We start from the raw sequence: 25,351 nt of genomic DNA, 5'->3' as shown, positions 1-25,351 counted from the left end.
TTGATGACGCTCCATCGGGGTAATCTCGGGTTTGGCATTTCTGTAGCGATTTGAGGCCGTAACAGCGCTGGTTTCTTGCCGGCACCGATGTCTTATGGAACAGGTTTCCCGCGCGCGGCTTCGAGGATTGCGTACCAGTCTTCGCGACTCAACCCGATGCGAAGACCCTCAAGCGCCTGCTGCAACGACTCCACGCGTCGGCTACCCACGAGCAGGTAGGGCGCACAGGGGAGCGTGAAGATCCACGCATAGACGATCGAAACCCAGGAGGATGCGTTGTATTTCTCCGCCAATGTAGTCAACTCGCGGCGAAGCAGGAGCGCGAGTTCGTCGGTCTCGGAGAAAAGACGTCCGCCTCCGAGCGCGGACCAGATCATCGGCGACACCGATGCCGATGACAGCCCGGTAAAAACGTCATCGTCCAATGCCTGAAGTTCGAAAGGGGAGAACTCGATCTGGTTGGTCGCGAGCGGGACTTTGGCGCGAAGCGAATCGAACTGTCGCGTCGTAAAATTCGAAACGCCGAACGCGCGAATTTTGCCCTGCCGTATGAGGCTTTCTGCCGCGTCGGCGATCTCGTCGTTGTTCGCCAGATGGTCCGGGCGATGAATGAGAAACAGATCGAGATGATCGGTCTTCAGACGCTGCAAGGAGCGTTCGACTGCTGCTTGCAGATAGGCGCGACTCGTATCGTAGTGTTTGACCCGGACGGCACCCGCAGAGGAACCGCGCGGCCTGATTCCCGCTTTGCTGACGATCTGCATTCTGTCGCGTAACGACGGCGTCTGCGTCAGCGCATCGCCGAAAAGCGCTTCGACTTCGCCGCCGCCATAGATGTCGGCGTGATCGAACGTCGTGACACCCAGCGTCATGCTTTCCTGCACGTAGCGTTTCAGTAGAGCGGCGGACATGTTCCACTCGCGAACGCGCCACAATCCGGCTACAACCTTCGAACAGCCGATAGCGGCCAGTGTGTCCAGGCTTCGCTTCTCGGCAGGTGCGCTTGCCTCTTCATTCATTTGACCCCCTTGTGTGTGCGGTTTCAGGATGAAACCGGATAGGACCTTACTTTAATGTGGCTCATGCAAAGCTGGAAAACGGGCTGTGTAGGGAGATTCCCTACAAGCAGACGCTGTGTATCGTGTCGCGAAATGATACCGGTTACATTCGCCGTCCGGTGTATCAGATATCCTCCGGCTCCATCGGGCCGTGGTATCGAGACACATGAGGCGAAGATTTCCACGCTCGATAGAAAGGTCGGGCAGCTGACGACGGAAATCGACCTTCTTGAAAAATTGCCGCGCCTGCGTTTCGTGAGGGACAGCGAGAGCTCATTGATTATCAGCGGCCCGCGTCCCGTTCCATCAGGGGATGGCTCGCTTCTCGCGGCCTTGCAGCCAATCACAAGCCAGTTGCTCGAGTGATGCGCCAATATGGCCTGCCTGAAGATTTTTGATCAATGTTGACAAGCAAAAATACGGCGCTTTAGACTGGGCCCATTCCTCGAGGCCCGACAAAGATGTCCGCCCGAGGACTCGGCACAGAAGCCCCCTGACGAACCGACGGTTCGTCAGGGGGCTTTTTTTTGTCCGAAATTTCCCCCTTGTTATAGCGCTCATCACTGGAGAACCCGCATGTTGCTGAAGCCGTCGGGCTGGATGCGTCTCGCCCTCACCGCAGGACTTGCAGTGACTTCGCTCGCGTCGAGCGCCGCCGATCCCGTGAAAATCGGCTTGCTCGAGGACGCTTCGGGAAACTTCGCACTGGCAACCATTCCGAAGATCCACGCCACACAACTCGCGGTCGATGAAATCAACGCGAAGGGCGGCATTCTCGGACGTCCGGTGACGCTGATCGCGTACGACACGCAGTCGGACAACACCAAGTTTCAGGAACTCGCGCGGCGCCTCGTCCAGACGGACAAGCCCGATGTCATCTTCGGCGCGTTCTCCAGCGCCTCGCGCGAAGCGATTCGGCCCATCATGGACCGTGCCCATCAGCTTTACTGGTACGACAACCAGTACGAAGGCGGCGTCTGCGATACGAACACTTTCGTCACCGGCGCGGTGCCCGAGCAGCAATTCTCGACACTCATTCCATGGATGATGCAGAAGTACGGCAAGAAGGTGTACACGATCGCAGCCGACTACAACTTCGGGCAGATTTCGGCGGAATGGGTGCGCAATATCGTCAAGGAAAACGGCGGCACGATGGCTGGTGAGGAATTCATTCCGCTGTCCGTGTCGCAGTTCGGCCAGACGATCCAGAACATTCAAAAGGCAAAGCCCGACTTCGTGGTCACGCTGCTGGTCGGCGCGAATCAGGCCTCGTACTACGAGCAACAGGCGTCGGCGCATCTGAACCTTCCGATGGCGAGTTCGGTCAACGTCGGTCAGGCATACGAGCACAAGCGCTTCAAACCGCCCGCGCTCAAGGACATGTACGTGACCGCGAATTACGTCGAAGAAGTGGATTCACCGGCGAGCAACGACTTCAAGAAGCGCTTTCACGCCAAGTTCCCGAACGAGCCGTACATCAACCAGGAAGCGGCGAACGCCTACGACGCCATCTACCTCTACAAGGCGGCCGTGGAAAAGGCGAAGTCGACGAGTCAGGATGCGGTGCGCAAGGCGCTGGAAAGCGGCGACATCTGCACGACGGGCGCGCAGGGCAAGGTCTGCATCGATCCGAAGAGCCACCACGCGAGCCACACGATCTATCTGGTGCACGTGAAGGAAGATCACTCCGTAGACATTCCGAAGGTGTGGGACGACGTCCAGCCGTACTGGCTCGGAAAGGTCGGATGCGATCTGCCGAACAAGCCCGATCACCGTCAGTACACGCCGTCGAATCTTCCCAAGAAGTCCTGATCCGAGGCCGGCGCGCGTTCGACAGACGCAGGGCGCCGGCCTCCTGAACGTGGAGGATGCATGGCCACTCTACCGAATGTCTATTCGCTCGTTTATCAGTTCGGCGACAACTTCGCCTATCTGGTGCTCGCGGCGCTCGGTCTCGCGGTGATCTTTGGCATGATGGGCGTCATCAATCTCGCGCACGGCGAGTTCATCATGTGCGGGGCGTACGTCACCATCATCGCGGCGAAGCGCGGCGTGCCGCTGCCGCTCGCCATGCTGCTCGGCGCGATCGCCGCGGCGCTCGCGGGCGTGATCGTCGAAAGGCTCGTGATCCGTCACCTCTACGACCGGCTGTTCGATTCCGTCGTGGCGACATGGGCGATCAGCCTCATCGTGCAGCAGACGATGCTGCTCGTCGCCGGTCCATCCATCGAAGGCATCGGCACGCCGTTCGGCTCGTTCTCGCTCGGCGATTATTCGTTTTCGACTTATCGCGCCGTGCTGCCGCTCATTGCGCTGGCGATTCTTTTCGGCCTCTATCTGCTGTTCTTCAAGACGAATTACGGCGTCTGCGCACGCGCAACGATCCAGAACGCGAATATCGCGCAATGCCTCGGCCTGCGCACGGACCGGCTCTACACGCTGACCTTCGCGCTCGGCGCAGGGCTCGCGGGTCTCACCGGCGCGCTCTACGCCCCGACGATGACGGCGGTGCCGACGATGGGCAGTAACTTCATCGTGCAGGCTTTCGTTTCGGTGGTGGTCGGCGGCGCGAACGTGATCGCCGGTACGACACCAGCCGCTGGCGTGCTCGCCATCATCCAGACGGGGCTCACGGCGTCTTACGGGCAACTGTTCGGGCAGATCGGCCTGCTGGTGACGGTCATCGTCGTGATCCGGCTGATGCCGCAAGGCCTCGGTAATCTCTTCACCCGCTTGCGCTAGGAGGCAGACGTGAAGCAAACGAAAATGCCATCCATGAGCGCTTGCCCGCGTGCGCTGCAAACCGTGCCGTGGCTCATTGCGCTGTGTCTGCCGCTCGTCGTCGATGCGAACACCAGCGGCAATCTCGCGTACTGCCTGCTATGGGCATTCAGCGCGGTCGGCCTTGCGGCGATGTGGGGCTATGGCGGCATCCTGTCGTTCGGACAGACGGCCTTCTTCGGGCTGTCGGGATATAGCTACGGCATCTTCACGCTGAACTACAACGACACGTGGTTCGAGTCGTGGCTCGGTCTCGGCGCGGGGCTGGCGGTGAGCGTCGCGGTCGCGACGCTGATCGGATACATGATCTTCTATGGCCGCATCAAGGGCGTGTTCATCGGCATCGTCACGCTTTCGGTGACGCTCGTGCTCGAGACCTTCATGTCGCAGACGGCCGGGCCGCAGTGGGCGATCGGCGAGGCGCGGCTCAACGGCTACAACGGCATGGGCGGCATGTCGCCGCTGACGATTCCCTGGCCGGGCGGACCGCTCACGCTGGAGAACGCGAGCTTCTATTACCTCGTGCTGATCCTGCTGATCGCGGTGTACGCCGTCATGCGCAAGCTGCTCGACGGCCCTTTCGGTCTCACGCTCATCGCGATCCGCGAGAACCCGCAACGTGCGGAGATGCTGGGCGTCGATATTCGCCGTCATCAATTGCTCGTGTTCGTGCTCGGTTGCACGCTGGGTGGCGTGTCGGGCGCGCTGTACACCATCTGGGGCGCCTACATCACACCATCGACGATGGGTCTCACGGCCGCCGCGATGCCGGTCATCTGGGTCGCGACGTCGGGCCGCAAGAGCATCGGCGGAACCATTCTCGGCACCGCGTTGCTCGTCTGGCTCTCGCAGAATCTCGCGGTGTACGGCAGCCAGTACGCGTTGATCCTGCTAGGGGCGATCCTGCTGATCGTCGTGCTGGCCGCGCCCGAAGGCCTGCTGCCCTTCGTCACGCGGCAGCTCAAACGTTTCTCCAGCCGCACGAGCGACGGCACCCGCCACGGTGGCGCGTGTCTCAAGCGAGAGGAGGGGAAGTCATGACGACGCTACTCGAAACGCGCGGACTCAAGAAGCACTTCGGCGGCGCGCACGTCATCAACGGTATCGACTTCAGGATCGACGCGGGCGAGATTCGCTGCGTGATCGGGCCGAACGGCGCGGGCAAGAGCACGTTCTTCAAGCTCATCACGGGCGAGCATCGTCCCTCGGAAGGCAGCGTGATGTTTCTTGGCCAGGACATGAGCCATGTGCTCCCGCACGAGCGCATCCGCATGGGCATGAGCATTAAGTTCCAGATTCCCGGCGTGTTCCCGGACCTGAACGTGCGCCAGCATCTGACACTGTCGCTGCATCGCGCAAAGGACGATCGCCCCGAAAGCCTCGACGAATTGCTGCAACGCTTCATGCTGGAAAACGAAGAGCACGTGCTCGCGCGCAATCTGTCACACGGCAAGAAGCAGTGGCTCGAAATCGCGATGGCCGTGTCGCTGCGGCCGAAACTGCTGTTTCTCGATGAACCCGTGGCGGGTATGTCGGTGGAGGAAACGCACGCGACGGGCGAGCTGATCAAGCGTCTGTCGGCGGCCGGTCTTACGATGATGGTGGTCGAGCACGACATGACCTTCGTCAAGCAGATCGCGTCGCGCGTGACGGTCCTGCACGGCGGAAGCCTGCTCGCGGACGGGCCGCTCGAAGACATCCTCGCGCGCGACGATGTCGCGGAAGTCTATCTGGGGAAGAAGAAATGAGCGCGTTGCTCGAGGTGTCAGGCGTGGAAGCGGGATATGGCGGCGGCCGGGTGCTCAACGGCGTATCGGTCGGCATCGGGCGAGGCGAGGTGCTGGCGCTGATCGGGCGCAATGGCGTCGGCAAGACCACGCTGATGCGCGCGCTGATCGGTCTCGTCAAACTCGATGCCGGTGAAATCAGGCTCGACGGCGAAGCGATCGGCCACGAGAAACCGTACGTTCGCGCGCAGAAAGGCATGGGCTACGTGCCGCAAGGCCGCGAGATATTCGGCGCGCTGACGGTCGCCGAAAACCTGCAGGTCGGCGCGCAGGCGAATCGCGCGCAGGCAGCGCAGATGCGCGAGCAGGTCGTCGGCTATTTTCCTATCCTGAAGAAACGCTACACGCAGAAGGCCGGGACCATGAGCGGCGGGGAACAGCAGCAACTCGCCATTGCGCGCGCGCTCATCAGCGCGCCCAAGGTGCTGTTGCTCGATGAACCCTCGGAAGGCATACAGCCGTCGATCGTCGATCTGATCGGCGAGACGCTGCAGCAGATCGCGTGCGAGACGGGCATCGGCGTGGTGCTCGTCGAGCAGGACATGGGCATGGTCGAGCGTATCGCGACACGCTGCTGCGTGATGGACAAGGGCCGTATCGTCGAAACATTGAGCCCCGCGCAACTCGGAGACGAGCAACTGATTCGCCAGTATCTGGCACTGTGACGGAGAGCGGAACATGAAATGGCTTGAAGAATCGATCATGATGAAGCGCGGTGTCGGCGCGGATCGGGAACCGGTGGAGCATCACCTCACCGAAGAGAAGCAGAAGACATATCACTACACCATCGGGCCGTATTCGCAGCCGGTGCTGCACGTGAAGCCCGGGGATCGCGTCGTGGTGGAAACGCGCGATGCCTTCGAAGGCAAGATCAGGGAGGAGACCGACAAGCCCTCTCAGGTGCTCCAGGTGCCGTTTCTCAATCCGCAGAACGGGCCGATCATGATCGAAGGCGCGGAGAAGGGCGATGTGGTCGCGGTGTACATCGAGAAGATGGCGCCGCGCGGCGACGATCCGCACGGCTTCTGCTGCATGATTCCGAACTTCGGCGGACTGACGGGCACCGACTACACCGCGCTGCTCAACGAGCCTTTGCCGGAAGTCGTGCGCAAGATCAGGATCGACGAAGAGAACGTGTACTGGAGCAAGCGCAACACGTTGCCGTATAAGCCGCATATCGGCACGTTGAGTCTTTCGCCGGAAATAGATTCGATCAATTCGCTCACGCCCGACAATCACGGCGGCAACATGGATGTGCCGGACATGGGGCCGGGGAGCATCACGTATCTGCCGGTTCGCTCGCCCGGCGGGCGTCTCTTTATCGGCGATGCGCATGCCTGTCAGGGCGACGGCGAAGTGTGCGGCACGGCAGTGGAGTATCAAAGCACGACGACCGTTCGCGTCGATCTCATCAAAGGATGGAAGATCGACTGGCCGCGGCTCGAAAACGAGGATGCGCTGATGAGCATCGGCAGCGCGCGGCCGCTTGAGGATGCGACGCGCATCGCCTATCGCGAACTCGTGCTATGGATGGCCGCCGAGTATGGCTTCGACAAGTGGGACGCGTACATGATGCTGAGTCAGGTCGGGCGCGTTCGCCTCGGCAATTTTGTCGATCCAAAATACACGGTTGGCGCGATGGTCGCCAAGCACTACCTCAAGTAAAACATCTGTCAGACGAATAGAAGCAGAGACGACCAAAGCGCGGAGGGACCGCTTCGCGCGCATTAGAGAGCGTGTCACGAAATGGCTTTGTCCGACCCCATCAAAGTGGGCCTGCTGTGCTCGACGCGCGGTTCGACCGCGTTGCTGGAGCAGTCTCAGTGGCGCGGCGCCTGCCTCGCTGTCGAGGAAATCAATGCGCGCGGCGGTATCGACGGACGCGAACTCGTCGTCCTTCATTACGATCCCGGCTCCGATCCGGTGTCGTTTCGTGAGCTTGCGGAGCGGCTGATCGTGAAGGACGGCGTCAATACCATCTTCGGCGGCTATACGTCGACCAGTCGCAAGGCGATGCTGCCCGTCGTCGAAAAGCACAACCGTCTGCTGATCTACGCGCAGATGTACGAGGGCTTCGAGTATTCGGACAACATCATCTATAGCGGCGCGTCGCCCAATCAGAATGGTGTGCAGCTCGCGGACTTCATGACCGAGACGTTCGGCGCGCGCGTGTACTTCGTCGGCTCGAGCTATGTCTATCCGTACGAGTGCAATCGTACGATGCAGGAACTGCTGCTTCAGCATCCTGAAGGCGCGATTCTCGGCGAGCGGTATCTGCCGCTCGATGCGACGCGCGATCAGTTCGCGCACGTCATTGCGGACATCAGGCGCAAGTCGCCGGACTGGATCTTCTGCACGGTGATCGGGGAGACCGTGCCGTACCTCTACGATGCCTATGCGCATGCCGGCTTCGATCCGGCCACGATGCCCATCGGCAGTCTCAATACCTCCGAGACCGAAATTCACGCGATGGAACGCGGCATCGCGGCGGGGCATATCACGGCGGCGCCTTATTTCCAGAGCATCGACACCGAAGAGAATCATCGCGCGGTCGCGCATCATCAGTCGCGCTACGGCACGGATACGCCCACGGACATGAACTGGGAGGCTGCGTATTACCAGATGCACATGTTCGCCGAAGCATTCGCGCGCGCAGGCTCGGACGAGCTTGCGACCATCATGCCGCATCTGCTCGGTTCGGAATTCACCGCGCCGCAAGGCCGCGTGCGCATCGATCCCGTGAATCATCACATGGCGCTTTATCCGCGCATCGGCCGGGCGAATGCGCACGGCCAGTTCACCATCCTGCGCGAATCGAAGTTCGCTGTCGGCCCCGATCCGTACATGACGCGTCAGACGCTCGGGGACTGGGTCACGAAGTTGAGCACGCGGGATTACTGACGTGAGCGCGCGCGCGGACAGAGGCCAGCGAAGCCTCACCAGTTCGATCCTCGAGCGCAATGCGCGCGTGGTCGTTTTCCATCCGGATGACGACGACGGGCAAACGCTCGCGAACCATCTGCGGCGCATGGGCTTTCAGGTGGAGCGATGTTGGCCGCCGACGGACACGCTGCCCGAATGCGTCGACCTCGTGTTTCGCGCGCTACTGCCGGAAGAGCGTGCGCCGAAGGGCGAATGGTCCGGACCGGATGCGCCGCCCTTGATCTGCGTGGTGGCCTATGAGAATCCGACGTTCATCGATCAGGCCATCAAGCTCGGCGCCGATGGCATCGTCACCACGCCGATTCGCGCATCGGGATTGCTGTCGACCGTGGTGATGGCGTTGCATCACGCGAAGCGTTCGCGTCAGCACGCGCAGCGCATCGCCAAGCTCGAACAGAAACTGCTCGACAGCCGGCATCTGCAGGAAGCCAAAAACATTCTGATGATCATGCATCGCGTGAGTGAGCGCGATGCATACGACATGCTGCGCGCCCAGGCGATGGAGAAGCGCGTGACCATCGACGACATCTGTCATTCCGTCATTCAGGCGGGCGAAGTGTTGCAGATTGCGCGCGGCATGACATCCGGGGACGGACGCGAGAAAGAGTGAGCGCGCCGTCACGTTTTCTGATCGACACGCACAGGAGCGGCAAACATGGACCTGCAACTGAAAGGCTTGAAGGCGATCGTCACCGGCGGCACCAAGGGCATCGGGCTTGCCATAGCACGAACATTGGCAGCGGAAGGCGCGGATGTGGCTATCTGCGCGCGCGACGAAGCCGCCGTCGAAGCGACCGCGAGCGTGCTCGCCGAACTGAGCGGCGCACGGGCATCGGGCGCGGCCATCGATGTATCGGACGGCGATGCGCTCAAGGCGTGGGTCGCGCGTGTCGGTGCGCAGTGGGGCGGGCTCGACATCATCGTGGCCAACGTGAGTGCGCTTGCGATCGGCAACGACATCGGATCGTGGCGCAAGGAATTCGAGACGGACCTGCTCGGAACGGTCAATCTCGTCGATGCCGCCATGCCGTTTCTCGAGGCGAGCCGGGCCGCTTCGATCGTCGCGATATCCAGCGTGTCGGGACGCGAGATCGACTTCGCGGCGGGGCCGTACGGCGTATTCAAGGCCGCGCTCGTTCACTACATGCAGGGGCTCGCGAATCAACTCGCGTCGAAGGGCATCCGAGCGAATACTGTGTCGCCGGGCAACGTGTATTTCGAGGGCGGCGTATGGGACTGGATCGAACATAACGATGCAGCGCTGTTCGAACGCGCGCTCGCATTGAATCCGACCGGACGCATGGGCCGGCCGCAGGAAATCGCCAACGCGGTGGCGTTTATCGCGAGTCCGGCGGCAAGCTTCGTGAGCGGGGCGAACTTCGTCGTCGATGGTGCGCTCACGCGCGGCGTGCAGCTTTGAGCGGCAATTCAACAGGAGCATCGAATGGAACAGGGCAGTGCAAAGGACATCGATCTGGACGCTCTCACGGTCGACGCCGTGCAGGCGGGTTTTCGGGCGGGCACGTTTACGGCCGAGCAACTGACGCGTGCCTGCTTCGACAGAATCGAGCGCGACAACGTGAAGTACAACGCGCTGATCTTCCTGAACCCGGATGCAATCGACGATGCGCGCAGAATCGACGAACGGCGTGCTGCCGGTGAATCCCTGGGGCCGCTCGCGGGCGTGCCGGTGGTCATCAAGGATCCGATGGACATGGTCGGCTTTCCGACCACGGCGGGATGGGCGAAGCTGTACAGCAAGCGGGGCGGCATCGATCTGATGCCCGAGCGCGATGCGCCGGTCGTTGCGCGCATGCGGCGCGCGGGCGCGATCCTGCTCGGGAAGACGAACGTGCCGATTCTGAGTCACACCGGATCGCATGCGAACGATAGCTGGGCCGGGCCGACCATAAATGTGTCAATGCCCGACCGCGTGCCGGGCGGCAGCAGCGCTGGGACGGCAGCGGCGGTGGCGTCGGGCATGGCGGTGCTCGGACTCGCCGAGGAGACCGGCGGATCGATCCAGAACCCGGCTTCGGCGCAGGATCTCGTCGGCATCAAACCGACCATCGGGCTCGTGCCGAACGCGGGCGTCGTTCCGCTGTCCGGTAATCGCGACGTCGTGGGACCGATTGCGCGTAATGTGCGGGATGCGGCGCTGTGCCTCGACGCGCTTGCCGGCTATTCGAGCGAAGATCCGAAGACGCTCGCCAGCGTCGGCCGTCAACCGGAGAGCGGTTATGCGTCGGCGCTGAAGCCGGACGCGTTGAAGGGCAAGCGTATCGGCTTATACGGCCCCGGATGGCGCACGCAGCCGCTTTCGGATGAAGCCGCCGCGCTGTACGAGCGCGTGAAGAATGAGTTGACGCGGCTGGGCGCGGTCCTGATGGACGATCCTTTCTCGGGCTCCGGTTTCGCCGACTTGAGGAAGCCGACGCCGCCGCTGGAGCATTTCGATGCGCGCGGTCTCGAATCCATTCCGTACGATCTCGAGAAGTATCTGCAACGGCTCGGCAAGCATGCGCCGCTCAAGAGCTTCGCGGAATTCGCCGAAGCGACGAGGGACGACGATGCATTCGGCCCCGAAGGCGTGCTTGGCTATCTGCATAGCCTCGCGGATTTCCGCTCGGCGCTGGCCGATCCGTCGCTGCCGCCCGAGATGCCCGAATTCATCGAACTGAAGGCGCGCTATCTGACGATCTTCAATAGGGTGATGAGCACGCATCGGCTCGACGCGCTCGTCTTTCCGCAGATGCGATGCGAGCTTCCGCCGCTTCACGGCAAGGACCTCATCCAGGAGACGACGGTCGGCGAGATCAATATCGCGGGTCTGCCGGGCATCGCAGTGCCGGCGGGCTACTATCGGTCGGGCTCCCCGTTCGGGCTGATCTTCGTCGGACGGCAGTGGGATGAGGCCGCGTTGCTCGGCTATGCGTACGCGTATGAGTGCGGCACGGGGCGCCGGAAGGTGCGCAGGGTCGATTGACCGGGTTCCCGGCGGGGGGCGAATGGGTCAAGCCGGTCGAAAGTCCACCGCGACGAAGGCGATCGCTGGCTGCGCGAGGTGGTGATCGACTGTTCGCGGAAACGGCGATGCGAATGCGAAAAGCGAAGTCGTGAGAAAAAGCCGCGATGCATTCGTCACGCCGTCACGCCACCGGCAAGCCATTGCGCCTGCGTAGTTCGCGGATCAACGCGCTGTGATCCAGCTCACCGTCACCATGCTCGACCATGTCGGTGAAGAGGCCGTCGACGAGCCCCAGCACCGGCAGCTCCAGCCCCACGCTGTGCGCGAAACCGAGCGCCGTCTTCGTATCCTTGATCTGATACTTGGCCGGCCCACCCGGCTTGAAATCCTGCGCGATCATGCGTGCCGCGTGCTGACGCAGGATCGTCGAGTCGGCGAATCCGCCGAGGAGCGCCGCGCGGACCTGCGCGGGATCGGCGCCGCCGCGTTCCGCGAGCAGCATCGCTTCGGCGACGGTGGCGATCGTGCTCGCGACCATCATCTGGTTGACGAGCTTCGCGAGCTGGCCCGTGCCCGCCGGGCCGATGCGCGTCGGACGGCCCATCGTCTGCAGCACGGCGCGCACGCGTTCGAATACCTCCGCCTCGCCGCCGGCCATGATCGCGAGCGTGCCGTCCTGCGCGCCTTTCTCGCCGCCAGAAACGGGCGCGTCGAGATAGCCGACGTCACGCGCCGCTGCGGCCTGCGCGTGGCGCTGCGCGGTATCGACAGGAATCGAACTCATCACGATCAGCACGCTGCCCGCACGCATCCTGGCGACGATCCCGTCGTCGCCAAGCAGGAGGTCGTCGCACGCGGCGCCCGAGCTCAGCATGCAGATGACAACGTCCGCATCGCGCGCAGTTTCGCTTGCATGACCGACCACCTCGATGCCCGCCGACACGAGCGGCGCCGCCTTGTCCCGGGTGCGGTTCCACGCCGCGACCCGGTAGCCGGCGCCGGCCACGCGCCGGGCCATCGGCAAGCCCATGATGCCCGTGCCGATGAAACCTACTGCAAGGCTCGCGCGCATCATGCAGGCTCGCGACGGCCGAAGCACACCGGGCGCTCCTTCACGATCAGCGCCGGAAAGCCGGCACGAAACCGATCGAGGTGCGAGGTCTGCAAGTGCGCATCGAACGCGGCGCGATTGTCGTACACCTCGTAGAACATGACGCGCGCCGGCGTTTCTTCGAACTGGACGATGTCGAACTGCCGGCAACCGGGCTCGTCGGCAAGCGAGTGCCGCGCGTCGTCGCGTGCGAGTGCAAGGAAGTCGCGCACACACTCGGCCTTCACTTCGAACTCCGCGACGACGACGAATGCTTCCGTTCGGCTATCCATGCTGGACTCTCCAATCGATGCACATGATGTGCGCACTTCACGCTGCTTTCGCGGGCTTGCCGAGCGCGCTCTGCTCCATCTCGCGACGCAGCGCGACGACATCGAGATCGCGTTCCAGTTCGACGTCCTCGAAGCGCACGATGGTGTCCTTGGCGACCGGGCGCTTGAGTCTGACGTTGTGCGCGAGCCCGATCGGCAGGCCGCCGATGGCGAGGCTCTTCGATGCCGGGATCGCATTGGCCCAGACTGCGTAGCCGCCTTCGCCGTCTAGCGTCTCGCCCGGCTTGAGGTCGCGCTTGGCGGTCGCCACGGCGTCGCCGCGGAATTCCTTGGACGAACCCGTGGCCTCGCCGCGCAAGACGGCCGACAACACGCTCACGCTGGTTTCGAGACCGATCATGTGGAACGGACGCCACATCGAGCCGTACCAGCCGGTCGGATCGACGAGCAGGCCGTACTGCTTGAAGCACGCGCGCGCGTATTCGTTCGGCGCCTTGAACGTGACGAAGACGCCGTAGCGGATGTTGTTGAGCACTTCGCGGCCGTCCGGTTCCTGGCTCGCGGCGATGTCCACGAGACCGCTGCGCGACAAGCGTCCGCCGTCTTGCGCCGGCCGAAAGACGCGCGCCAGATCATGCAGGCCAGCGGGAGGAAAGGCGAGGCCGTTGTCCGGACAGTCGAGGCCGGTTCCGTTCGCGACCGCAGCCATTTCGATCGCGGCCTTCGTGCCATCGGTGAAGGAGTTGTACATCTTCGGGTTGAAGTCGCCCTTGGCCACTTCTTCCTCGGTCCAGCCGAAGAAGCTCCATACCGTGTCCGGCGTCGAATAGCGATAGCGCGGCTCGAAATTCATGCCCTTGCCAGCCGAGATCAGCTCGAAGCCGCACGAGCGCACCCAGTCCACCAGTTCGCAGATGATCGCGGGCTGATCGCCGTATGCCATGCTGTAGACGAGACCGCGCTCGCGAGCGCGGGCGGCGAGCAGCGGGCCGCACATCGCGTCGGCCTCGACGTTGACCATCACCACATGCTTGTTGCCTTCGATTGCGGCCAGTGCGTGACGCACGCCGGCGATCGGATGGCCCGTCGCTTCAATGATGCATTCGATTTCCCCGCAGGCGGCGAGTGCGGCGGCATCGTCGAGGACGCAGGTGGCGCCGGTCTCGACGGCATCGGAGAGGGTGCGTGCGCCGTATTGTTCGGCAGGCCAGCCGACTCGCGCAAGCGATGCGCGCGCCTTGCCGACGTCGAGATCGGCGACGCCTACGACATGCAGCCCTTCGATATGGCGGGCCTGCGACAGCACCATCGAGCCGAACTTGCCGGCGCCGATCAGGCCGACGCGTACGGGGCGTCCGGAAGCGTTGCGTGCCTGGAGCAGACTGGAGAGATTCATTTGCAATCCTTTGTGGTCGAGACTATGGATCGTGGCCGCGAGCGCGGCGCGCGGTGAGTGGCCGGGGAGGCGTGTTCGAAGGCATGACAGCGGTGCGCCTTACTTGCGAGCAAGTGTAGTCAGGGGGTTCAGCCAGAACAATTAACATTTCCGAGGCGATTTGTTAGCCAGGCTTCAACGTCAGCGGGCGGCGGCACGCTACGAAGCGGCTTGCCAGGCGGCACGCTCGGCGCGCAGCCAGTCGAGGAACAGGATCACTTTCTTCTTGTGCAGATGCTCGAACGGACAGACGACCCACTGCGTCGTCAGCCGTATCTCCGGAGGCTCACGCACAGGGCAGATCAACGTGCCGTCGCGCAGTTCGCGCCACATCATGAGCGTGCTTTCGAGGGCAATGCCCATGTCGTCGACGGCGGCATCGATCGCCATATGGCTGCGGTCGAAGAGCACGCGCTGCCCCGGATCGAGCGGTTCTGTGCGCGCCACCGAGAACCAGTGCGGCCACTGGACCTGCGACTTGATCGAATAGATGAGCCGATGGCGCCGCAGTTCGGCGGCATCGAGACTCGACGGTGCGCAGTACGCGGGTGAGCAGACCGGCAGGAACGATTCCTCGGTCAGCGCCTCGACATACAAGCCCGGCCATTGCCCGGTGCCGTGACGAATCTCGATATCGACGGATTCCTGCGCGAAGTCGGTCATTTCATTGGTGCCGTTAAGACGCACTTCGAGATCGGGATGACCGTCGAGGAACGAGCGCAGGCGCGGCAGGAGAAACTTGGTGGACAGCGTTGGCGTCGCGCGCACGGTCAGGAGCGTGACGGAGCGCAACCCGCGTATACGCTGAGTCGCGTCGGCGATGCGGTCGATCTCTTCTGAAATCATCGCGAAGTAGCGCTCGCCTGCTTCGGTCAATGCCACACCACGTCCGACCTTCGTCATCAACGTAGTGCCCAGATGCGTCTCCAGAGACTGGATTTGCTGGCTGACGGCCGATGGTGTGACGTTCAGTTCCGCGGCTGCGCGAGAGATGCTCCCCGAACTCGCAGCCGCATGAAAAACACTGATGGCCCGCAATGGCAGATACATGACTCACCCTTTAGATTGGCTACACCTTTGCGCAAAATAATTGAATTGTCCTTCACCAACAAGCCTCTTATATTTTGCACACGCAGGACCGGCGGCGCCTCGACGAGAGTCGAACAAGTGTCGCGACGTGCCGCGACGCCATACAGACAAAGTGGCGCGTGGACACGCAAGTTCATAAACAGGAGACAGCATCATGAGCACGTCGAACTCGCCGCGCCGCCTCTCGCGACGCGCGGTGTTGAAGGCCGCGGCCGCCCTTCCGCTGGTAACGATATGGACCCGGCCCGCACGCGCCGCAGAGTTCACCTACAAGCTCGCCACCGGGCAATCCCTTAATCAGCCGATCAATGCGCGGCTCAAGGAAGCCATCGACCGCATACGCGAGGCGAGCAGCGGCAGGCTCGAAATCCGCTTCTTCCCCGCATCGCAACTCGGCTCGGACACCGATCTGCTCTCGCAGACGCGCTCGGGCGCCGTCGAGTTCCTCAACATCTCAGGCTCGGTGATGTCGACCGTGATTCCGCTCGCGGCGATCACCAATCTCGGCTTCGCGTTCTCCGACTACGATCAGGTCTGGCGCGGCGTCGATGGCGATCTCGGCAAGATCATTCGCACGCAGATCGACAAGAGCGGGTATGTGTCGGTGTCGAAGGCGGCGGACAACGGCTTCCGGCAGATCACGTCCGCCACGAAACCGATCAAAGCACCCGACGACTTGCGCGGCTACCGCATTCGCGTGCCGGTCTCGCCGATGTTCACGTCGCTCTTCCAGACACTAGGCGCAAACCCTACGTCGATCAACTTCAACGAGCTCTACACCGCGTTGCAGACGCATCTCGTGGACGGCCAGGAAAACGGCCTCGTCACGATTGAGGCGGGCAAGCTTTATGAAGTGCAGAAATACGTGGCTGAGACCAACCACATCTGGGACCCGTTCTGGCTGCTCGGCAATCCGCGCGCATTCAACGCACTGCCCGACGATCTCAAGACGATCGTGAGACGCGAATTCGATCGAGCGAGTGTCGAGCAGCGTGCGGATGTCGCGCGGTTGAACACGTCGCTGAAGTCCCAGCTTTCCAGCAAGGGACTGACGTTCGTTCCCGCGGACAGGGACGCGTTTCGCGCAGCGCTCTCGAAAGCCGGCTTCTATGCGCAATGGCGCGACAAGTTCGGTGCCGGTCCCTGGAGTGCCCTCGAAGCGGTGACGGGGAAAATATCATGAGCGCCGCACACAATCTGGAGGTGCCGGGGCCGTCGTTCGTACGCGACAATCACGGCGAGACCGGCATCGAACGCTGGTTGCGCCGTGGCATCGAAGTGCTCGCCGCAGCCGCGGTCGTCGGCGAGGTTGTGCTGCTGTTCGTCGGCATCGTCGCGCGTGCGGTGTTTCATCAACCGCTCATCTGGTCGGACGAACTCGCGTCCATCCTGTTCCTCTGGCTTGCGATGCTGGGCAGCGCGCTCGCGGTGCAGCGTTCATGTCACATGCGGTTGACCTTTTTCGTATCACACATGACGCCGCGCGCACAGGCGTGGGCCGAGACGCTGGCGGTCACTGCCGCGGCCGCCTTCTTCGCGCTCGTGATGCATCCAGCGTTCGACTATGTGCAGGATCAGGCATTCGTCGAAACGCCGGCGCTCGGCTGGTCGGGCTCGGTGAGAGCGCTGGCGATTCCGTTCGGCTGTGCGGCGGCATTGGTCAGTTGCGGGCTGCGTCTTGCACGGCATGACCGGCGTCATATCGTCGGTGCGCTGGCGCTCATCCTGCTGATCGCGTTCGGCTGCTTTCTCGCCAAGGGGCCCTTGACGCACATGGGGCAGGGCGCGCTACTCGTGTTTTTTGTCGGCGTGCTTGGCGCGGCGGTGATGGCCGGCGTGCCGATCGCCTTCGCGTTCTCGCTCGCGACGAGCGCCTATCTGCTGACCACCACGTCGACGCCGCTCAGCGTCGTGGTCGGACGCATGGATGAGGGCATGAGCACACTGATCCTGCTCGCCGTGCCGATGTTCGTGCTGCTCGGCCAACTCGTGCATGTGACGGGCGTCGCGCGCGTGATGGTCGCGTTTCTCGCTTCGCTGCTCGGTCATGTTCGGGGAGGCATGTCGTATGTGCTACTCGGAGCGATGCTGCTGATCTCGGGCATCTCCGGATCGAAAACAGCCGATATGGCGGCGGTTGCGCCCGTGCTTTTCCCCGAGATGCGCAAGCGCGGGATGAAAGACGGCGAGTTGGTGTCGCTGCTCGCGGCGTCCGGTGCGATGAGCGAAACGATTCCACCGTCGCTCGTGCTGATCGCGATCGCGTCGGTGACGGGCATATCTATCGCGGCGCTCTTCACCGCGGGCATTTTGCCGGCGATCGTACTTGCTTTCGTGCTCGGCGTCGTCGCGTGGTGGCGTGCGGGGCGCGAGGAAGAAACGGCGGAGAGCCGCGCTGGCGCGGTGAGGGCGCCGTGGTCGCAGGTGCGTCGCACGTTCGTAATCGCATTACCAGCGCTACTGCTGCCGTTTCTGATTCGCAGCGCGGTGGTCGAAGGCATCGCGACCGCGACGGAGGTATCGACGATCGGCATCGCCTATTCGCTCGTGATCGGCCTCCTGATCTATCGCGGCGGCCTCAAGTGGAAAGCGATCATGCCGATGCTGCTGCAGACGGCGGCACTATCCGGCGCGATTCTGTTCATCGTCGGGGCGGCGAGCGCGATGGGCTGGGCGTTGACGCAGTCCGGCTTCTCGCACGACCTTGCGAACATGATGACGAGAGTCCCTGGCGGTGCCGCGGGCTTCATGCTGGTATCGATCGCTGCGTTCATCGTGCTTGGCAGCGTGCTGGAGGGCATTCCCGCCATCGTGCTGTTCGGGCCGCTGTTGTTTCCGGTTGCGCATCAGCTCGGGATACACGAAGTGCACTATGCGATGGTCGTCGTGCTCGCAATGGGGCTCGGGGTGTTCGCGCCGCCGTTCGGCTTGTGCTATTACGCAGCGTGCATCATCGGCGAGGTGTCGCCGGAAGCGGGGCTCAGGCGGATCTGGATCTATCTCGGCATGCTGCTTCTTGGACTGATCGCAATTGCCTTTATTCCCTGGATTTCGACGGTTTTCCTTTGAACGGCCTTCGCCATTTTTGCAGGCTATGACCGCACTTGCCAGTCGCGAAGTGCGGTTTCACATGTCGAGAGCAGCGCCCGGTGGTGGGTACGCTGCTCGTCGAGCGTCCAATCGGGTTTCCCTTCCACGCTGCGTACGCTCGAACCCGTACGCTACCGTACCGACTTTGCCCCGGGGCGCGCGCACTGTGGTGTAGACGCTCCGCAGTCCCACTGAAAGGCGCCCGAGACGGCCCCGCGCGGCATGATCGTCGTCGATCGCCTGCATCGGCAGCCTCCCTTCATCACATTTCGCGCCGCCTTGACTTCCATGCGAAGGTGCCTGCCGCCTTCATCGGCTGGTATCTGTTTCTCTGGGGCGTCTTCATGTTCTACATGTGGCTTGCCACGTTCCGCTCGCCGCGCGCGCCGCTCCAGTTCATTTTTCTGGCGTTATGGATCACGTTTTCTCCTGCTCGCCGGTGGCGAATGGACGGGCTCGGTAGCGTTGCGGATGGCGGGCGGATATGGCGGTCTGCTCACTGCCGTGCTCGCGTTCTTTCTGTCGGCCGCCGATGTCATCAACGAAGTATATGAGCGGACCGTGTTTCCGATGGCGAGGCGCGGACGTTCAGCCGGCACGCGGTCATCCTGCAGCGGACGATGGCGGACGATGCCACAAGCTAGTCACGCTACTGATTGTTCAACAACATGTCGAAAGGAGAGTCACCATGGCAACACCTGTTACGCAGATCGCTGATTTCAGCAAGATCCTGGAGAGCTTCAAGTTTCCCGGCGTCGATATGACGTCGTTGCTGGAAGCGCGGCGCAAGGACGTAGAAGCACTCGCGAAGGCCAACACACTCGCGTATGAAGGCATGCAGGCGTTGGTTCGAAAGCAAACAGAGATGCTCAATGCGAGCGCGCAGGCGATTCAGGCCGCAGCGGGCCGGATGAGCGGCGACAATGCAGCGGAGGCGATGGCAAAGCGGGGGGCGTTCATCCAGGAGTCGCTGCAGACGGCGTTCGAAAACATGCGCGAGCTTGCTGAAATGGCACAGAAGTCGCAGACGGAATCGTTAGCGGCGATCAGCAAGCGCGCCGAGCAGACGATGCAGGAGCTCACGGCGCTGTCGTCGAAGCGCACGCAGTAGGGAATAACAAAGGCGCCTTGCCGGTGGCACAGAGCGCCGCGCGAGGCGCGATTTAGACGGCCTTTAGATCGGGCAGCAGACGGTCGAACTCCTGCTTCACGACGCGATAACACTCGCAGACACGTTTTTCGAGCCCCGGCCGGTCGAGCACCTGGATGTGTCCGTGACCGTAGCGAATGAGCCCGGCGTCCTGAAGCTTAAGCGCTGCTTCCGTCACACCGGAACGCCGTACGCCGAGCATGTTGGCAATCAGTTCCTGGGTCATCTTCAGTTCATTGGAGGGCAGGCGGTCCATGCTGAGCAGCAGCCACCGGCACAGTTGTTGGTCGATCGAATGGTGCCTGTTGCAAACGGCGGTCTGTGCCATTTGCGTGATCAGGGCTTGCGTATAGCGCAGTAACAGCCGCTGCACGGGGCCGCCGCGGATGAATTCCTCTTTGAGTATCTGCGCGTCCAGCCGGAAGGCGGCCCCGGCGCTTTGCACGATAGCGCGGCTCGGCGTCGTTTCGCCGCCCATGAACAGTGCGATGCCGATGAGCCCCTCATTACCCACGATCGCAATTTCTGCGGACGCGCCATCCTCCATCACGTAGAGCAGAGACACGATGGATGTCGCAGGGAAATAGACGAAGCGCTGGCGATCGCCCGATTCGTACACGACCTGCCCCAAAGTCATGTCGACCGGAACGAGATGCGGCGCAAGGCGCACCCTTTCTGCTTCTGGCAAAACCGAAAGTAAATGGTTTTCGTCGAGACGTGCGTCGTCAACCATAGCGGGTCCTCAGGTTCGCCAGAATCGCCCCGGACAAAGGGGGCGGCGGACCGCGCGCGAGCGGGCCTCGCGACCGTTTCAGGGAATCGATTAATCGCACCCGCGCGGGGTCACTTCCTGCTCGAAGTATAGTTCTGGCGCGCCGCGCGGATCGACAGGCCGATATCGGCGGGCGGACGAGGCCGTGTTCAAGCGGCCATGCACTACAGCGACGGGGAAGCGCTCGTGATGCTTTATGACATCCTGCCGACGCGCTTCGAGTGCGACGTGTTGAACGGCAGAATTGAAGTCGCGCACCCGACGCCATCGGAAACGCCGTAGAGGCACGCGTTAAAGATCATCGCGTGGCATACATCCGTCGAACACGTCTGCGGCGCGAGACGCCAAGCAGACGCGCGGCAATGAACCAAGCAAAGCTAATATCGTGACATTGCTCGAGCTTCTCGCGGGCCAGCGTCGGGCCAAAGTCGGCGTAGCGTTCCCGGATGAGGTTCACGGCGCGCTGCGCCAGGACGTCGTCCAGCTTGCGATTGCCCGGTCGGCCACGCTTACCCGACGCCACGCCTTGCGGTCCGTGCTCCCGATAGCGCGTCAGCAGGCGCTCGATCTGACGCACCGTCAGACCCAAGCGCTCAGCCGCGCGTCCGGGCTTCAAACCCGTCTCGACGACCGCTTCGATAACCTTCAGTCTGTCCCATTCGCCCATGGTCAAACTCACAGGTGCGTTCGGTGACATGACGGGCTCCCGTCTGAACGGTCAGCCCCCAGCTTGCCACCGGTCAAAAACTCGACATCTGTAAATAGCCAGAACCCGACATTAGGATACAGCCGCTACAACCCAAAAATACGATAATTAGGTTTTTTCGGCGCAGGGCAAGCTGACGCTCAAGCGTCTTCAGTTGGACGCATCCGCGTTATCCGACTGCAATATCTTCGGACATTCGGATCTTGCGTGGGACTTCGGTCAGTTCGTCCGGACGCACCAAGCCGCAGGTCCGCGTGTCGCGGTAAGCGAGGCGCGGAAGCGTAGCGATGTATCCGCGAGGCGAGAACAGTCGTTTTCTGAAGAGTCCCGCGTAACTGGCCCGCACTCTCGTTGGACAAGTCTCGTTACATGCGCACGCTCGGTTGCACTGGCAAGCGTCCAGAGTCTTTATTTTTTTCGTTTCTCTCGCCGCGACGACATCAAAAAAGCTTGGATGTACCCTTTCACCTCATCCTCGTCGATTAGCAATCCCCTCGCATCTTCGACGTTGAACGTCATCTCAAAGCTGATCTTTGTCGGCGTTGCGCGTATCCTCAGAGACATGTCGGAATAGTCCCGTGCCCCCGCCAGTGCATTTAACAGTTCATCCGTAGAGCGACGCTTGGGCCTGTCGTGGAGCGCCCTTGCGTTCCGAATCAGTCTCTCTTCGCCGACCGTCCTCTGGATCCCGATCAGCGTCTCGCCGACCTCTAGCGACATATATGATCCGTCGAACAAGCTGAGGACTATTGATGGAAGCTTTGAGATTGCGATCGCCCTTGCAAGCGTCGACCGGTCCCAACCAGTGATGGTGGCCGCCTCTGCCATGGTTGACCAAAGATTAGAAGCCAAGCCGTCCGCAAACTGGGACGCCCGCTCAATTGGCGAGACGTCCTTCCACTCTGCCCTCCTTCGAACAGGCGGGGGCACCCCTTCTAGCATCGCTACCAACTCTTGCCAGCTTCGGCCATTGGCATCGATCCTCTCAGCCCGCCGTTGCACTTCATCCCTTCCGAACTTGTTTTCGAGCCGTATCAACTCGCGAGCAGTTGCGTCTCTAACCTTCGTCGATGAAAAAAGCGACAGGACTGCTTCCGGCATCGCAATCAGCCGCGCCGCTCGGTTTATGTGTGCACGAGTTACTTTGAGCCCGGCGAGCGCTTTGGCAGCCTGAGTTTGATTCTGCCATGTTCTCCCAAGTCCGCTTTGATAGACGGAGGCAAGCAGGAGCGGATTTTTTCCTAACGATTTTGTAGATAAGTCGACAGTCATTGATTTGTTGATGTGTCGATGCGCGGCGACGAACAACGCGGGTGCGCCAAAGTTCGGACAGCGCGTCGAGGGCGAGTAGACCTCTAGCCCGGAGGCACAACTTTGTATCGTTCAAAGATCGGGCTGACCTCATACACGCAGGATGCGAGAACCTGAGCACACCAGCCTTATCGCAATCTCCATTCAACGAAGCGTCATGGTTAGATTGCATTTCAAAGGTAGGGCGATACTTTACAAGCTATTCATCCCGGGTACGTACGTCTCGGAAGCCATTTGATGAAGGCTCGACGAGTTGCGAAGAGCTGACGTGACTACAAGGATCGGCACGTCCGTGAACAGCGGCGCATAAGTGCTTTTTGTGCCGAATTCCCTTTTTGTTCCTAATCGTAACACTCTCTCGAGGACCCGAGCCGGCTGTAGGTATCGTGACATTTCCTACGGCGCTCGCGGCAGTCCGCAAACATGCGCAGATGCACAAATGTGCCCAAACGCTCCTTCCGTCACAACTTAGTCGGTCCGCCACAGCATAGGGTTCATCTGCGAGCGACCGTAAAAGACGTGCGAAACAGAGCACGACTCCACGGAGATCCCGGTCGCGAGCGGAACGCGATGACGTGGTAGGGTCAAGAAAGCTGGTCGGTATCAGCGTTTGTCGTCGGCCTTACTCATCCTTGGTACAGCTCATACCGGTATGTCACGGCTTAGCATTCGTGATATTTGCTGGTCAACGCTGGTGACCGTAGTGACGCTTCGACCGTCAAAGACATGGCGATTCGCCGGTTCACGAGCGAGCCGGTGCTGTCAGACCGCCTGAAACGTCGCGTATGACCGCCAGCATCAACGCGGTGATAGCTCAAATGATCGGCGCGGCAGCGGGGCAGTTCCGCGACTGGCCACCGGCTGCGGCCAAGAAGGCCGCAAGCGACTCGCCGTTCAATGCAGCGATAGTCGCGGGCGACCCCATGAGCCCGACCAATCCGTTCAACGGCGGCGCCGATCCTTTGACGATGCCGAGCGTCGCACGCATTGGCGTGTTCAACAACCGGGACCAGATCTACCGCGTGCTGGCCGCCCCGCTCAAGTTGACGACGATTGAGCTGGAGAAGGGCGAGAAGCTGATTGCCGACCCCGCGATGGGCGACAGCGTCCAGTGTGAGCAATTGACTCTTCGATCGCAACGAGCAAGCATCGCGTGCCTTGCGCGGAACGCTGGAACGCAGTCGAGTCTGGGAGCGGAATGTAATGCCGTGGCACCGGAACGCTGTGCCGTGGTTACGTCCGCCGAACATCGCCAAATGAGCCTACGAATTATCATGATAATTCCTAGCTTGTCAGCCCCTAAACGATAAACGCTTGTTTCTAAAGATTTTTTCTGTCCAAAACGAGGGTGTAACAAATCCGCACACTTGCGAAAATGTTACACCCCACTCGCAGGATCGCCCAGCGAGCCGTTTGGCTAGTACATACATGGCCTAGGTCTGCAGCGGAAAGCGACATCTTTTCGCGCCTGTTCTCACGGATCGAGAATTATCATGATAATTCCTAGCGAACGCTAACCGACCGCAGCACGGTACCGAACGGCGCACCGTGCAAAGACGCACGAAACAAGCCGTCTTTCCGCCGACAAAAGCACGCGCACGCTGTTTCAATGGTGACCATTCCAAAGGGTTGCCATGCGTCTTCTCAAGAATAAGCGACGGGCCGCGCTGTCCACGGCCCCCGGCTCATACGCCGAAGAAGATCCAAGCAAGGTGATTTTCGAGACGAGCACGAAGCTCAAGCTTGAAGCAAACCGCTGGATGCTGATTTCGTTCGGCCTGGCCTTTCGCCGCCGGTGCTGTCTGGACGCGCCAACCTCCGCCTTCAGTCACTCGAGTTGTGGGCGTCTCTGCTGACACCGGCGGCCATCCGATCGTGACCGAGCTGGTCGCCTACAAGCCCGACTCGCAAGCTGTGCGCACGACCGTCAAAGACATGGCGATTCGCTGGTTCACGATCGAGCCGGTGCTGTCGGACCGTCTCGAGACTTCGCGCATGACCGCCAACATCAACTCGGTCAAGGCGCAAATGATCGGCGCGGCAGCCGGTCAGTTCCGCGACTGGCTGAAGGCTGACACACCGTTCCAGCAGATCACGGCAAACCCGAAACTGATCCGCGAAGTCGACGTGCGCAACATCGCGTTGCTTGAAGACTCGACGGTACTTGTCGAATTCACGACGACGACGTCGCAGGCTGGCGCCACGGGTAAGCCGGACGTGAAGTCGTACGCACTCACGCTGCGCTATCAAATCGTCGCTCCCACTGCCGAGCAAGCGCTGACGACGAACCCCTTCGGCATCTTCATTCCGTTCTTCCGCCTTGAGCGGACCGCATAAGCATGACCGCAACCACTCTCCATAAACCGCCGGTCATCGGCATGTGCGTTCTCGCTGCATGCGCAGCGTTCCTTGCTCAACCGGCTGCGGCTAAGAAAGCCGTGAGCGATTCTGCATTTAATGCTGCGATGGTCGCGGGCGACCCCATGAGCCCGATCAATCCGTTCAACGGCGGGGCCGATCCTTTGACGATGCCGGGCGACGCGCGCATTGGCGTGTTCCCATACAGCCGCGACCAAATCTACCGCGTGCTGACCGCACCGCTCAAGCTTACGACGATCGAGCTGGAGAAGGGCGAGAAGCTAATTGCTGACCCGGCGATGGGCGACAGCGTCCAGTGGGAAATCGACGACGACAAGATGAACCACGTGTTCATCAAGCCTCACAAGGCCGATCTAGCAGGCCGTTGAAATATCCGTCGTTGGCGCGCTAAGACGCGTTGCGACGGATGCTGAACTCGCGCTTCTGACACGCGCAAAAACCCTTGTGAGCGTTCGATGCTGCTCGTGAGTTCACAAAACCGACGCTATCGATTGCTTCC

General features: G+C 61.7%; 24 protein-coding genes and 1 pseudogene. 17 read left to right on the top strand and 8 right to left on the bottom strand.

The genetic code is table 11. From position 1 onward, the window contains the following. Positions 1-92 precede the first annotated feature (92 nt). Complete coding sequence (locus tag NCR38_RS21105) at positions 93-1,019, bottom strand: aldo/keto reductase family oxidoreductase (protein WP_086961581.1); 927 nt, start codon at positions 1,017-1,019, stop codon at positions 93-95. Positions 1,020-1,634: 615 nt separating this feature from the next. Between NCR38_RS21105 and NCR38_RS21100 the strand changes: the two genes are divergently transcribed. The 10 genes from NCR38_RS21100 (at position 1,635) to NCR38_RS21055 (ending at position 11,555) form a co-directional block, all read left to right on the top strand. Next, on the top strand, positions 1,635-2,870 hold the full coding sequence (locus NCR38_RS21100) for an urea ABC transporter substrate-binding protein (RefSeq protein ID WP_061121445.1): 1,236 nt from the start codon (positions 1,635-1,637) through the stop codon (positions 2,868-2,870). Positions 2,871-2,930: 60 nt separating this feature from the next. After that, a complete protein-coding gene (locus tag NCR38_RS21095; protein ID WP_061121446.1) occupies positions 2,931-3,800 on the top strand; it encodes an ABC transporter permease subunit in 870 nt (289 codons plus the stop codon). Positions 3,801-3,809: 9 nt separating this feature from the next. After that, a complete protein-coding gene (locus tag NCR38_RS21090) occupies positions 3,810-4,880 on the top strand; it encodes an ABC transporter permease subunit (protein ID WP_061121447.1) in 1,071 nt (356 codons plus the stop codon). After that, on the top strand, positions 4,877-5,587 hold the full coding sequence (locus NCR38_RS21085; RefSeq protein WP_061121448.1) for an ABC transporter ATP-binding protein: 711 nt from the start codon (positions 4,877-4,879) through the stop codon (positions 5,585-5,587). Before NCR38_RS21090 ends, NCR38_RS21085 begins: the two co-directional genes overlap by 4 nt. Further along, on the top strand, positions 5,584-6,291 hold the full coding sequence (locus NCR38_RS21080; RefSeq protein WP_250477557.1) for an ABC transporter ATP-binding protein: 708 nt from the start codon (positions 5,584-5,586) through the stop codon (positions 6,289-6,291). The genes NCR38_RS21085 and NCR38_RS21080 overlap by 4 nt, the downstream gene beginning before the upstream one ends. 13 nt (positions 6,292-6,304) lie before the next feature. Next, a complete protein-coding gene (locus tag NCR38_RS21075) occupies positions 6,305-7,291 on the top strand; it encodes an acetamidase/formamidase family protein (protein ID WP_061121450.1) in 987 nt (328 codons plus the stop codon). An 81-nt stretch (positions 7,292-7,372) separates the two neighbouring features. Next, the gene (locus NCR38_RS21070) at positions 7,373-8,527 is read left to right on the top strand and encodes a transporter substrate-binding domain-containing protein (protein ID WP_061121451.1); all 1,155 of its coding nucleotides are present in this window, start codon (positions 7,373-7,375) and stop codon (positions 8,525-8,527) included. A 1-nt stretch (position 8,528) separates the two neighbouring features. Then, a complete protein-coding gene (locus NCR38_RS21065) occupies positions 8,529-9,179 on the top strand; it encodes an ANTAR domain-containing response regulator (RefSeq protein WP_061121452.1) in 651 nt (216 codons plus the stop codon). A gap of 45 nt (positions 9,180-9,224) precedes the next feature. Beyond that, a complete protein-coding gene (locus tag NCR38_RS21060; protein WP_061121453.1) occupies positions 9,225-9,989 on the top strand; it encodes an SDR family NAD(P)-dependent oxidoreductase in 765 nt (254 codons plus the stop codon). A gap of 24 nt (positions 9,990-10,013) precedes the next feature. After that, a complete protein-coding gene (locus NCR38_RS21055) occupies positions 10,014-11,555 on the top strand; it encodes an amidase (protein ID WP_250477556.1) in 1,542 nt (513 codons plus the stop codon). 163 nt (positions 11,556-11,718) lie between these two features. Here NCR38_RS21055 and NCR38_RS21050 read toward each other — a convergent pair whose 3' ends face one another. From NCR38_RS21050 to NCR38_RS21035, 4 genes are all read right to left on the bottom strand, one after another. Then, a complete protein-coding gene (locus NCR38_RS21050; protein ID WP_250477555.1) occupies positions 11,719-12,612 on the bottom strand; it encodes an NAD(P)-dependent oxidoreductase in 894 nt (297 codons plus the stop codon). After that, positions 12,609-12,920, bottom strand: a complete 312-nt coding sequence (locus tag NCR38_RS21045) for a putative quinol monooxygenase (protein WP_061121455.1) — start codon at positions 12,918-12,920, stop codon at positions 12,609-12,611. The genes NCR38_RS21050 and NCR38_RS21045 overlap by 4 nt, the downstream gene beginning before the upstream one ends. A gap of 37 nt (positions 12,921-12,957) precedes the next feature. Beyond that, positions 12,958-14,316: an NAD(P)H-dependent oxidoreductase gene (locus NCR38_RS21040; protein WP_061121456.1), complete on the bottom strand. Its 1,359-nt coding sequence runs from the start codon at positions 14,314-14,316 to the stop codon at positions 12,958-12,960. Between the two features lie 198 nt (positions 14,317-14,514). Continuing rightward, positions 14,515-15,405: a LysR substrate-binding domain-containing protein gene (locus tag NCR38_RS21035; protein WP_250477554.1), complete on the bottom strand. Its 891-nt coding sequence runs from the start codon at positions 15,403-15,405 to the stop codon at positions 14,515-14,517. A 193-nt stretch (positions 15,406-15,598) separates the two neighbouring features. Between NCR38_RS21035 and NCR38_RS21030 the strand changes: the two genes are divergently transcribed. The 3 genes from NCR38_RS21030 to NCR38_RS21015 all read left to right on the top strand — a co-directional run bounded on the left by NCR38_RS21030 (position 15,599) and on the right by NCR38_RS21015 (position 19,645). Beyond that, the gene (locus NCR38_RS21030; RefSeq protein WP_061121458.1) at positions 15,599-16,627 is read left to right on the top strand and encodes a TRAP transporter substrate-binding protein; all 1,029 of its coding nucleotides are present in this window, start codon (positions 15,599-15,601) and stop codon (positions 16,625-16,627) included. Next, positions 16,624-18,513 carry a TRAP transporter large permease subunit gene (locus NCR38_RS21025; RefSeq protein ID WP_061121459.1) on the top strand — a complete coding sequence of 630 codons (1,890 nt, stop codon included), beginning with the start codon at positions 16,624-16,626 and terminating at the stop codon, positions 18,511-18,513. The genes NCR38_RS21030 and NCR38_RS21025 overlap by 4 nt, the downstream gene beginning before the upstream one ends. A gap of 709 nt (positions 18,514-19,222) precedes the next feature. Next, a complete protein-coding gene (locus NCR38_RS21015) occupies positions 19,223-19,645 on the top strand; it encodes a phasin family protein (RefSeq protein ID WP_061121460.1) in 423 nt (140 codons plus the stop codon). 52 nt (positions 19,646-19,697) lie between these two features. On the opposite strand, the gene NCR38_RS21010 is transcribed toward NCR38_RS21015, so the two are convergent. Further along, positions 19,698-20,417, bottom strand: a complete 720-nt coding sequence (locus tag NCR38_RS21010) for a Crp/Fnr family transcriptional regulator (protein ID WP_061121461.1) — start codon at positions 20,415-20,417, stop codon at positions 19,698-19,700. A 198-nt stretch (positions 20,418-20,615) separates the two neighbouring features. Here NCR38_RS21010 and NCR38_RS34180 point away from each other — a divergent pair, with 198 nt between their 5' ends. Next, positions 20,616-20,738 (top strand): hypothetical protein, encoded by a 123-nt coding sequence (locus NCR38_RS34180; RefSeq protein ID WP_284502351.1) that lies wholly within the window; start codon positions 20,616-20,618, stop codon positions 20,736-20,738. 16 nt (positions 20,739-20,754) lie between these two features. On the opposite strand, the gene NCR38_RS21005 is transcribed toward NCR38_RS34180, so the two are convergent. Further along, a complete protein-coding gene (locus NCR38_RS21005) occupies positions 20,755-21,153 on the bottom strand; it encodes a helix-turn-helix domain-containing protein (RefSeq protein ID WP_409219319.1) in 399 nt (132 codons plus the stop codon). A 417-nt stretch (positions 21,154-21,570) separates the two neighbouring features. Beyond that, entirely contained in the window at positions 21,571-22,434 is an 864-nt protein-coding gene (locus NCR38_RS21000; protein WP_061121463.1) for a hypothetical protein, read from the bottom strand. Positions 22,435-23,258: 824 nt separating this feature from the next. Between NCR38_RS21000 and NCR38_RS20995 the strand changes: the two genes are divergently transcribed. The 3 genes and pseudogenes from NCR38_RS20995 to NCR38_RS20985 all read left to right on the top strand — a co-directional run. After that, the gene (locus NCR38_RS20995) at positions 23,259-23,783 is read left to right on the top strand and encodes a TrbG/VirB9 family P-type conjugative transfer protein (RefSeq protein ID WP_250477553.1); all 525 of its coding nucleotides are present in this window, start codon (positions 23,259-23,261) and stop codon (positions 23,781-23,783) included. Between the two features lie 529 nt (positions 23,784-24,312). Next, on the top strand, positions 24,313-24,810 hold the full coding sequence (locus NCR38_RS20990; RefSeq protein ID WP_311765931.1) for a type IV secretion system protein: 498 nt from the start codon (positions 24,313-24,315) through the stop codon (positions 24,808-24,810). A 2-nt stretch (positions 24,811-24,812) separates the two neighbouring features. Beyond that, positions 24,813-25,208: pseudogene (locus NCR38_RS20985) on the top strand (TrbG/VirB9 family P-type conjugative transfer protein); the annotation flags it as partial. Positions 25,209-25,351 lie beyond the last annotated feature (143 nt).

Source organism: Caballeronia sp. INML1 (assembly GCF_023631085.1).
GTDB lineage: Bacteria > Pseudomonadota > Gammaproteobacteria > Burkholderiales > Burkholderiaceae > Caballeronia > Caballeronia turbans.
This window is presented reverse-complemented; position numbering and strand designations above follow the sequence as displayed.

What these genes read in the sequence shown, in the direction of transcription:
- NCR38_RS21080 (WP_250477557.1), top strand. Translation starts at nt 5,584, where the DNA reads ATGAGCGCGTTGCTCGAGGTGTCAGGCGTGGAAGCGGGATATGGCGGC.
- NCR38_RS21050 (WP_250477555.1), bottom strand. Translation starts at nt 12,612, where the DNA reads ATGATGCGCGCGAGCCTTGCAGTAGGTTTCATCGGCACGGGCATCATG.
- NCR38_RS21030 (WP_061121458.1), top strand. Translation starts at nt 15,599, where the DNA reads ATGAGCACGTCGAACTCGCCGCGCCGCCTCTCGCGACGCGCGGTGTTG.
- NCR38_RS21075 (WP_061121450.1), top strand. Translation starts at nt 6,305, where the DNA reads ATGAAATGGCTTGAAGAATCGATCATGATGAAGCGCGGTGTCGGCGCG.
- NCR38_RS21015 (WP_061121460.1), top strand. Translation starts at nt 19,223, where the DNA reads ATGGCAACACCTGTTACGCAGATCGCTGATTTCAGCAAGATCCTGGAG.
- NCR38_RS21100 (WP_061121445.1), top strand. Translation starts at nt 1,635, where the DNA reads ATGTTGCTGAAGCCGTCGGGCTGGATGCGTCTCGCCCTCACCGCAGGA.
- NCR38_RS34180 (WP_284502351.1), top strand. Translation starts at nt 20,616, where the DNA reads ATGCACTACAGCGACGGGGAAGCGCTCGTGATGCTTTATGACATCCTG.
- NCR38_RS20995 (WP_250477553.1), top strand. Translation starts at nt 23,259, where the DNA reads ATGACCGCCAGCATCAACGCGGTGATAGCTCAAATGATCGGCGCGGCA.
- NCR38_RS21060 (WP_061121453.1), top strand. Translation starts at nt 9,225, where the DNA reads ATGGACCTGCAACTGAAAGGCTTGAAGGCGATCGTCACCGGCGGCACC.
- NCR38_RS21010 (WP_061121461.1), bottom strand. Translation starts at nt 20,417, where the DNA reads ATGGTTGACGACGCACGTCTCGACGAAAACCATTTACTTTCGGTTTTG.
- NCR38_RS21070 (WP_061121451.1), top strand. Translation starts at nt 7,373, where the DNA reads ATGGCTTTGTCCGACCCCATCAAAGTGGGCCTGCTGTGCTCGACGCGC.
- NCR38_RS21105 (WP_086961581.1), bottom strand. Translation starts at nt 1,019, where the DNA reads ATGAATGAAGAGGCAAGCGCACCTGCCGAGAAGCGAAGCCTGGACACA.
- NCR38_RS21035 (WP_250477554.1), bottom strand. Translation starts at nt 15,405, where the DNA reads ATGTATCTGCCATTGCGGGCCATCAGTGTTTTTCATGCGGCTGCGAGT.
- NCR38_RS21025 (WP_061121459.1), top strand. Translation starts at nt 16,624, where the DNA reads ATGAGCGCCGCACACAATCTGGAGGTGCCGGGGCCGTCGTTCGTACGC.
- NCR38_RS21005 (WP_409219319.1), bottom strand. Translation starts at nt 21,153, where the DNA reads ATGTCACCGAACGCACCTGTGAGTTTGACCATGGGCGAATGGGACAGA.
- NCR38_RS21085 (WP_061121448.1), top strand. Translation starts at nt 4,877, where the DNA reads ATGACGACGCTACTCGAAACGCGCGGACTCAAGAAGCACTTCGGCGGC.
- NCR38_RS21040 (WP_061121456.1), bottom strand. Translation starts at nt 14,316, where the DNA reads ATGAATCTCTCCAGTCTGCTCCAGGCACGCAACGCTTCCGGACGCCCC.
- NCR38_RS21055 (WP_250477556.1), top strand. Translation starts at nt 10,014, where the DNA reads ATGGAACAGGGCAGTGCAAAGGACATCGATCTGGACGCTCTCACGGTC.
- NCR38_RS21095 (WP_061121446.1), top strand. Translation starts at nt 2,931, where the DNA reads ATGGCCACTCTACCGAATGTCTATTCGCTCGTTTATCAGTTCGGCGAC.
- NCR38_RS21045 (WP_061121455.1), bottom strand. Translation starts at nt 12,920, where the DNA reads ATGGATAGCCGAACGGAAGCATTCGTCGTCGTCGCGGAGTTCGAAGTG.
- NCR38_RS21000 (WP_061121463.1), bottom strand. Translation starts at nt 22,434, where the DNA reads ATGACTGTCGACTTATCTACAAAATCGTTAGGAAAAAATCCGCTCCTG.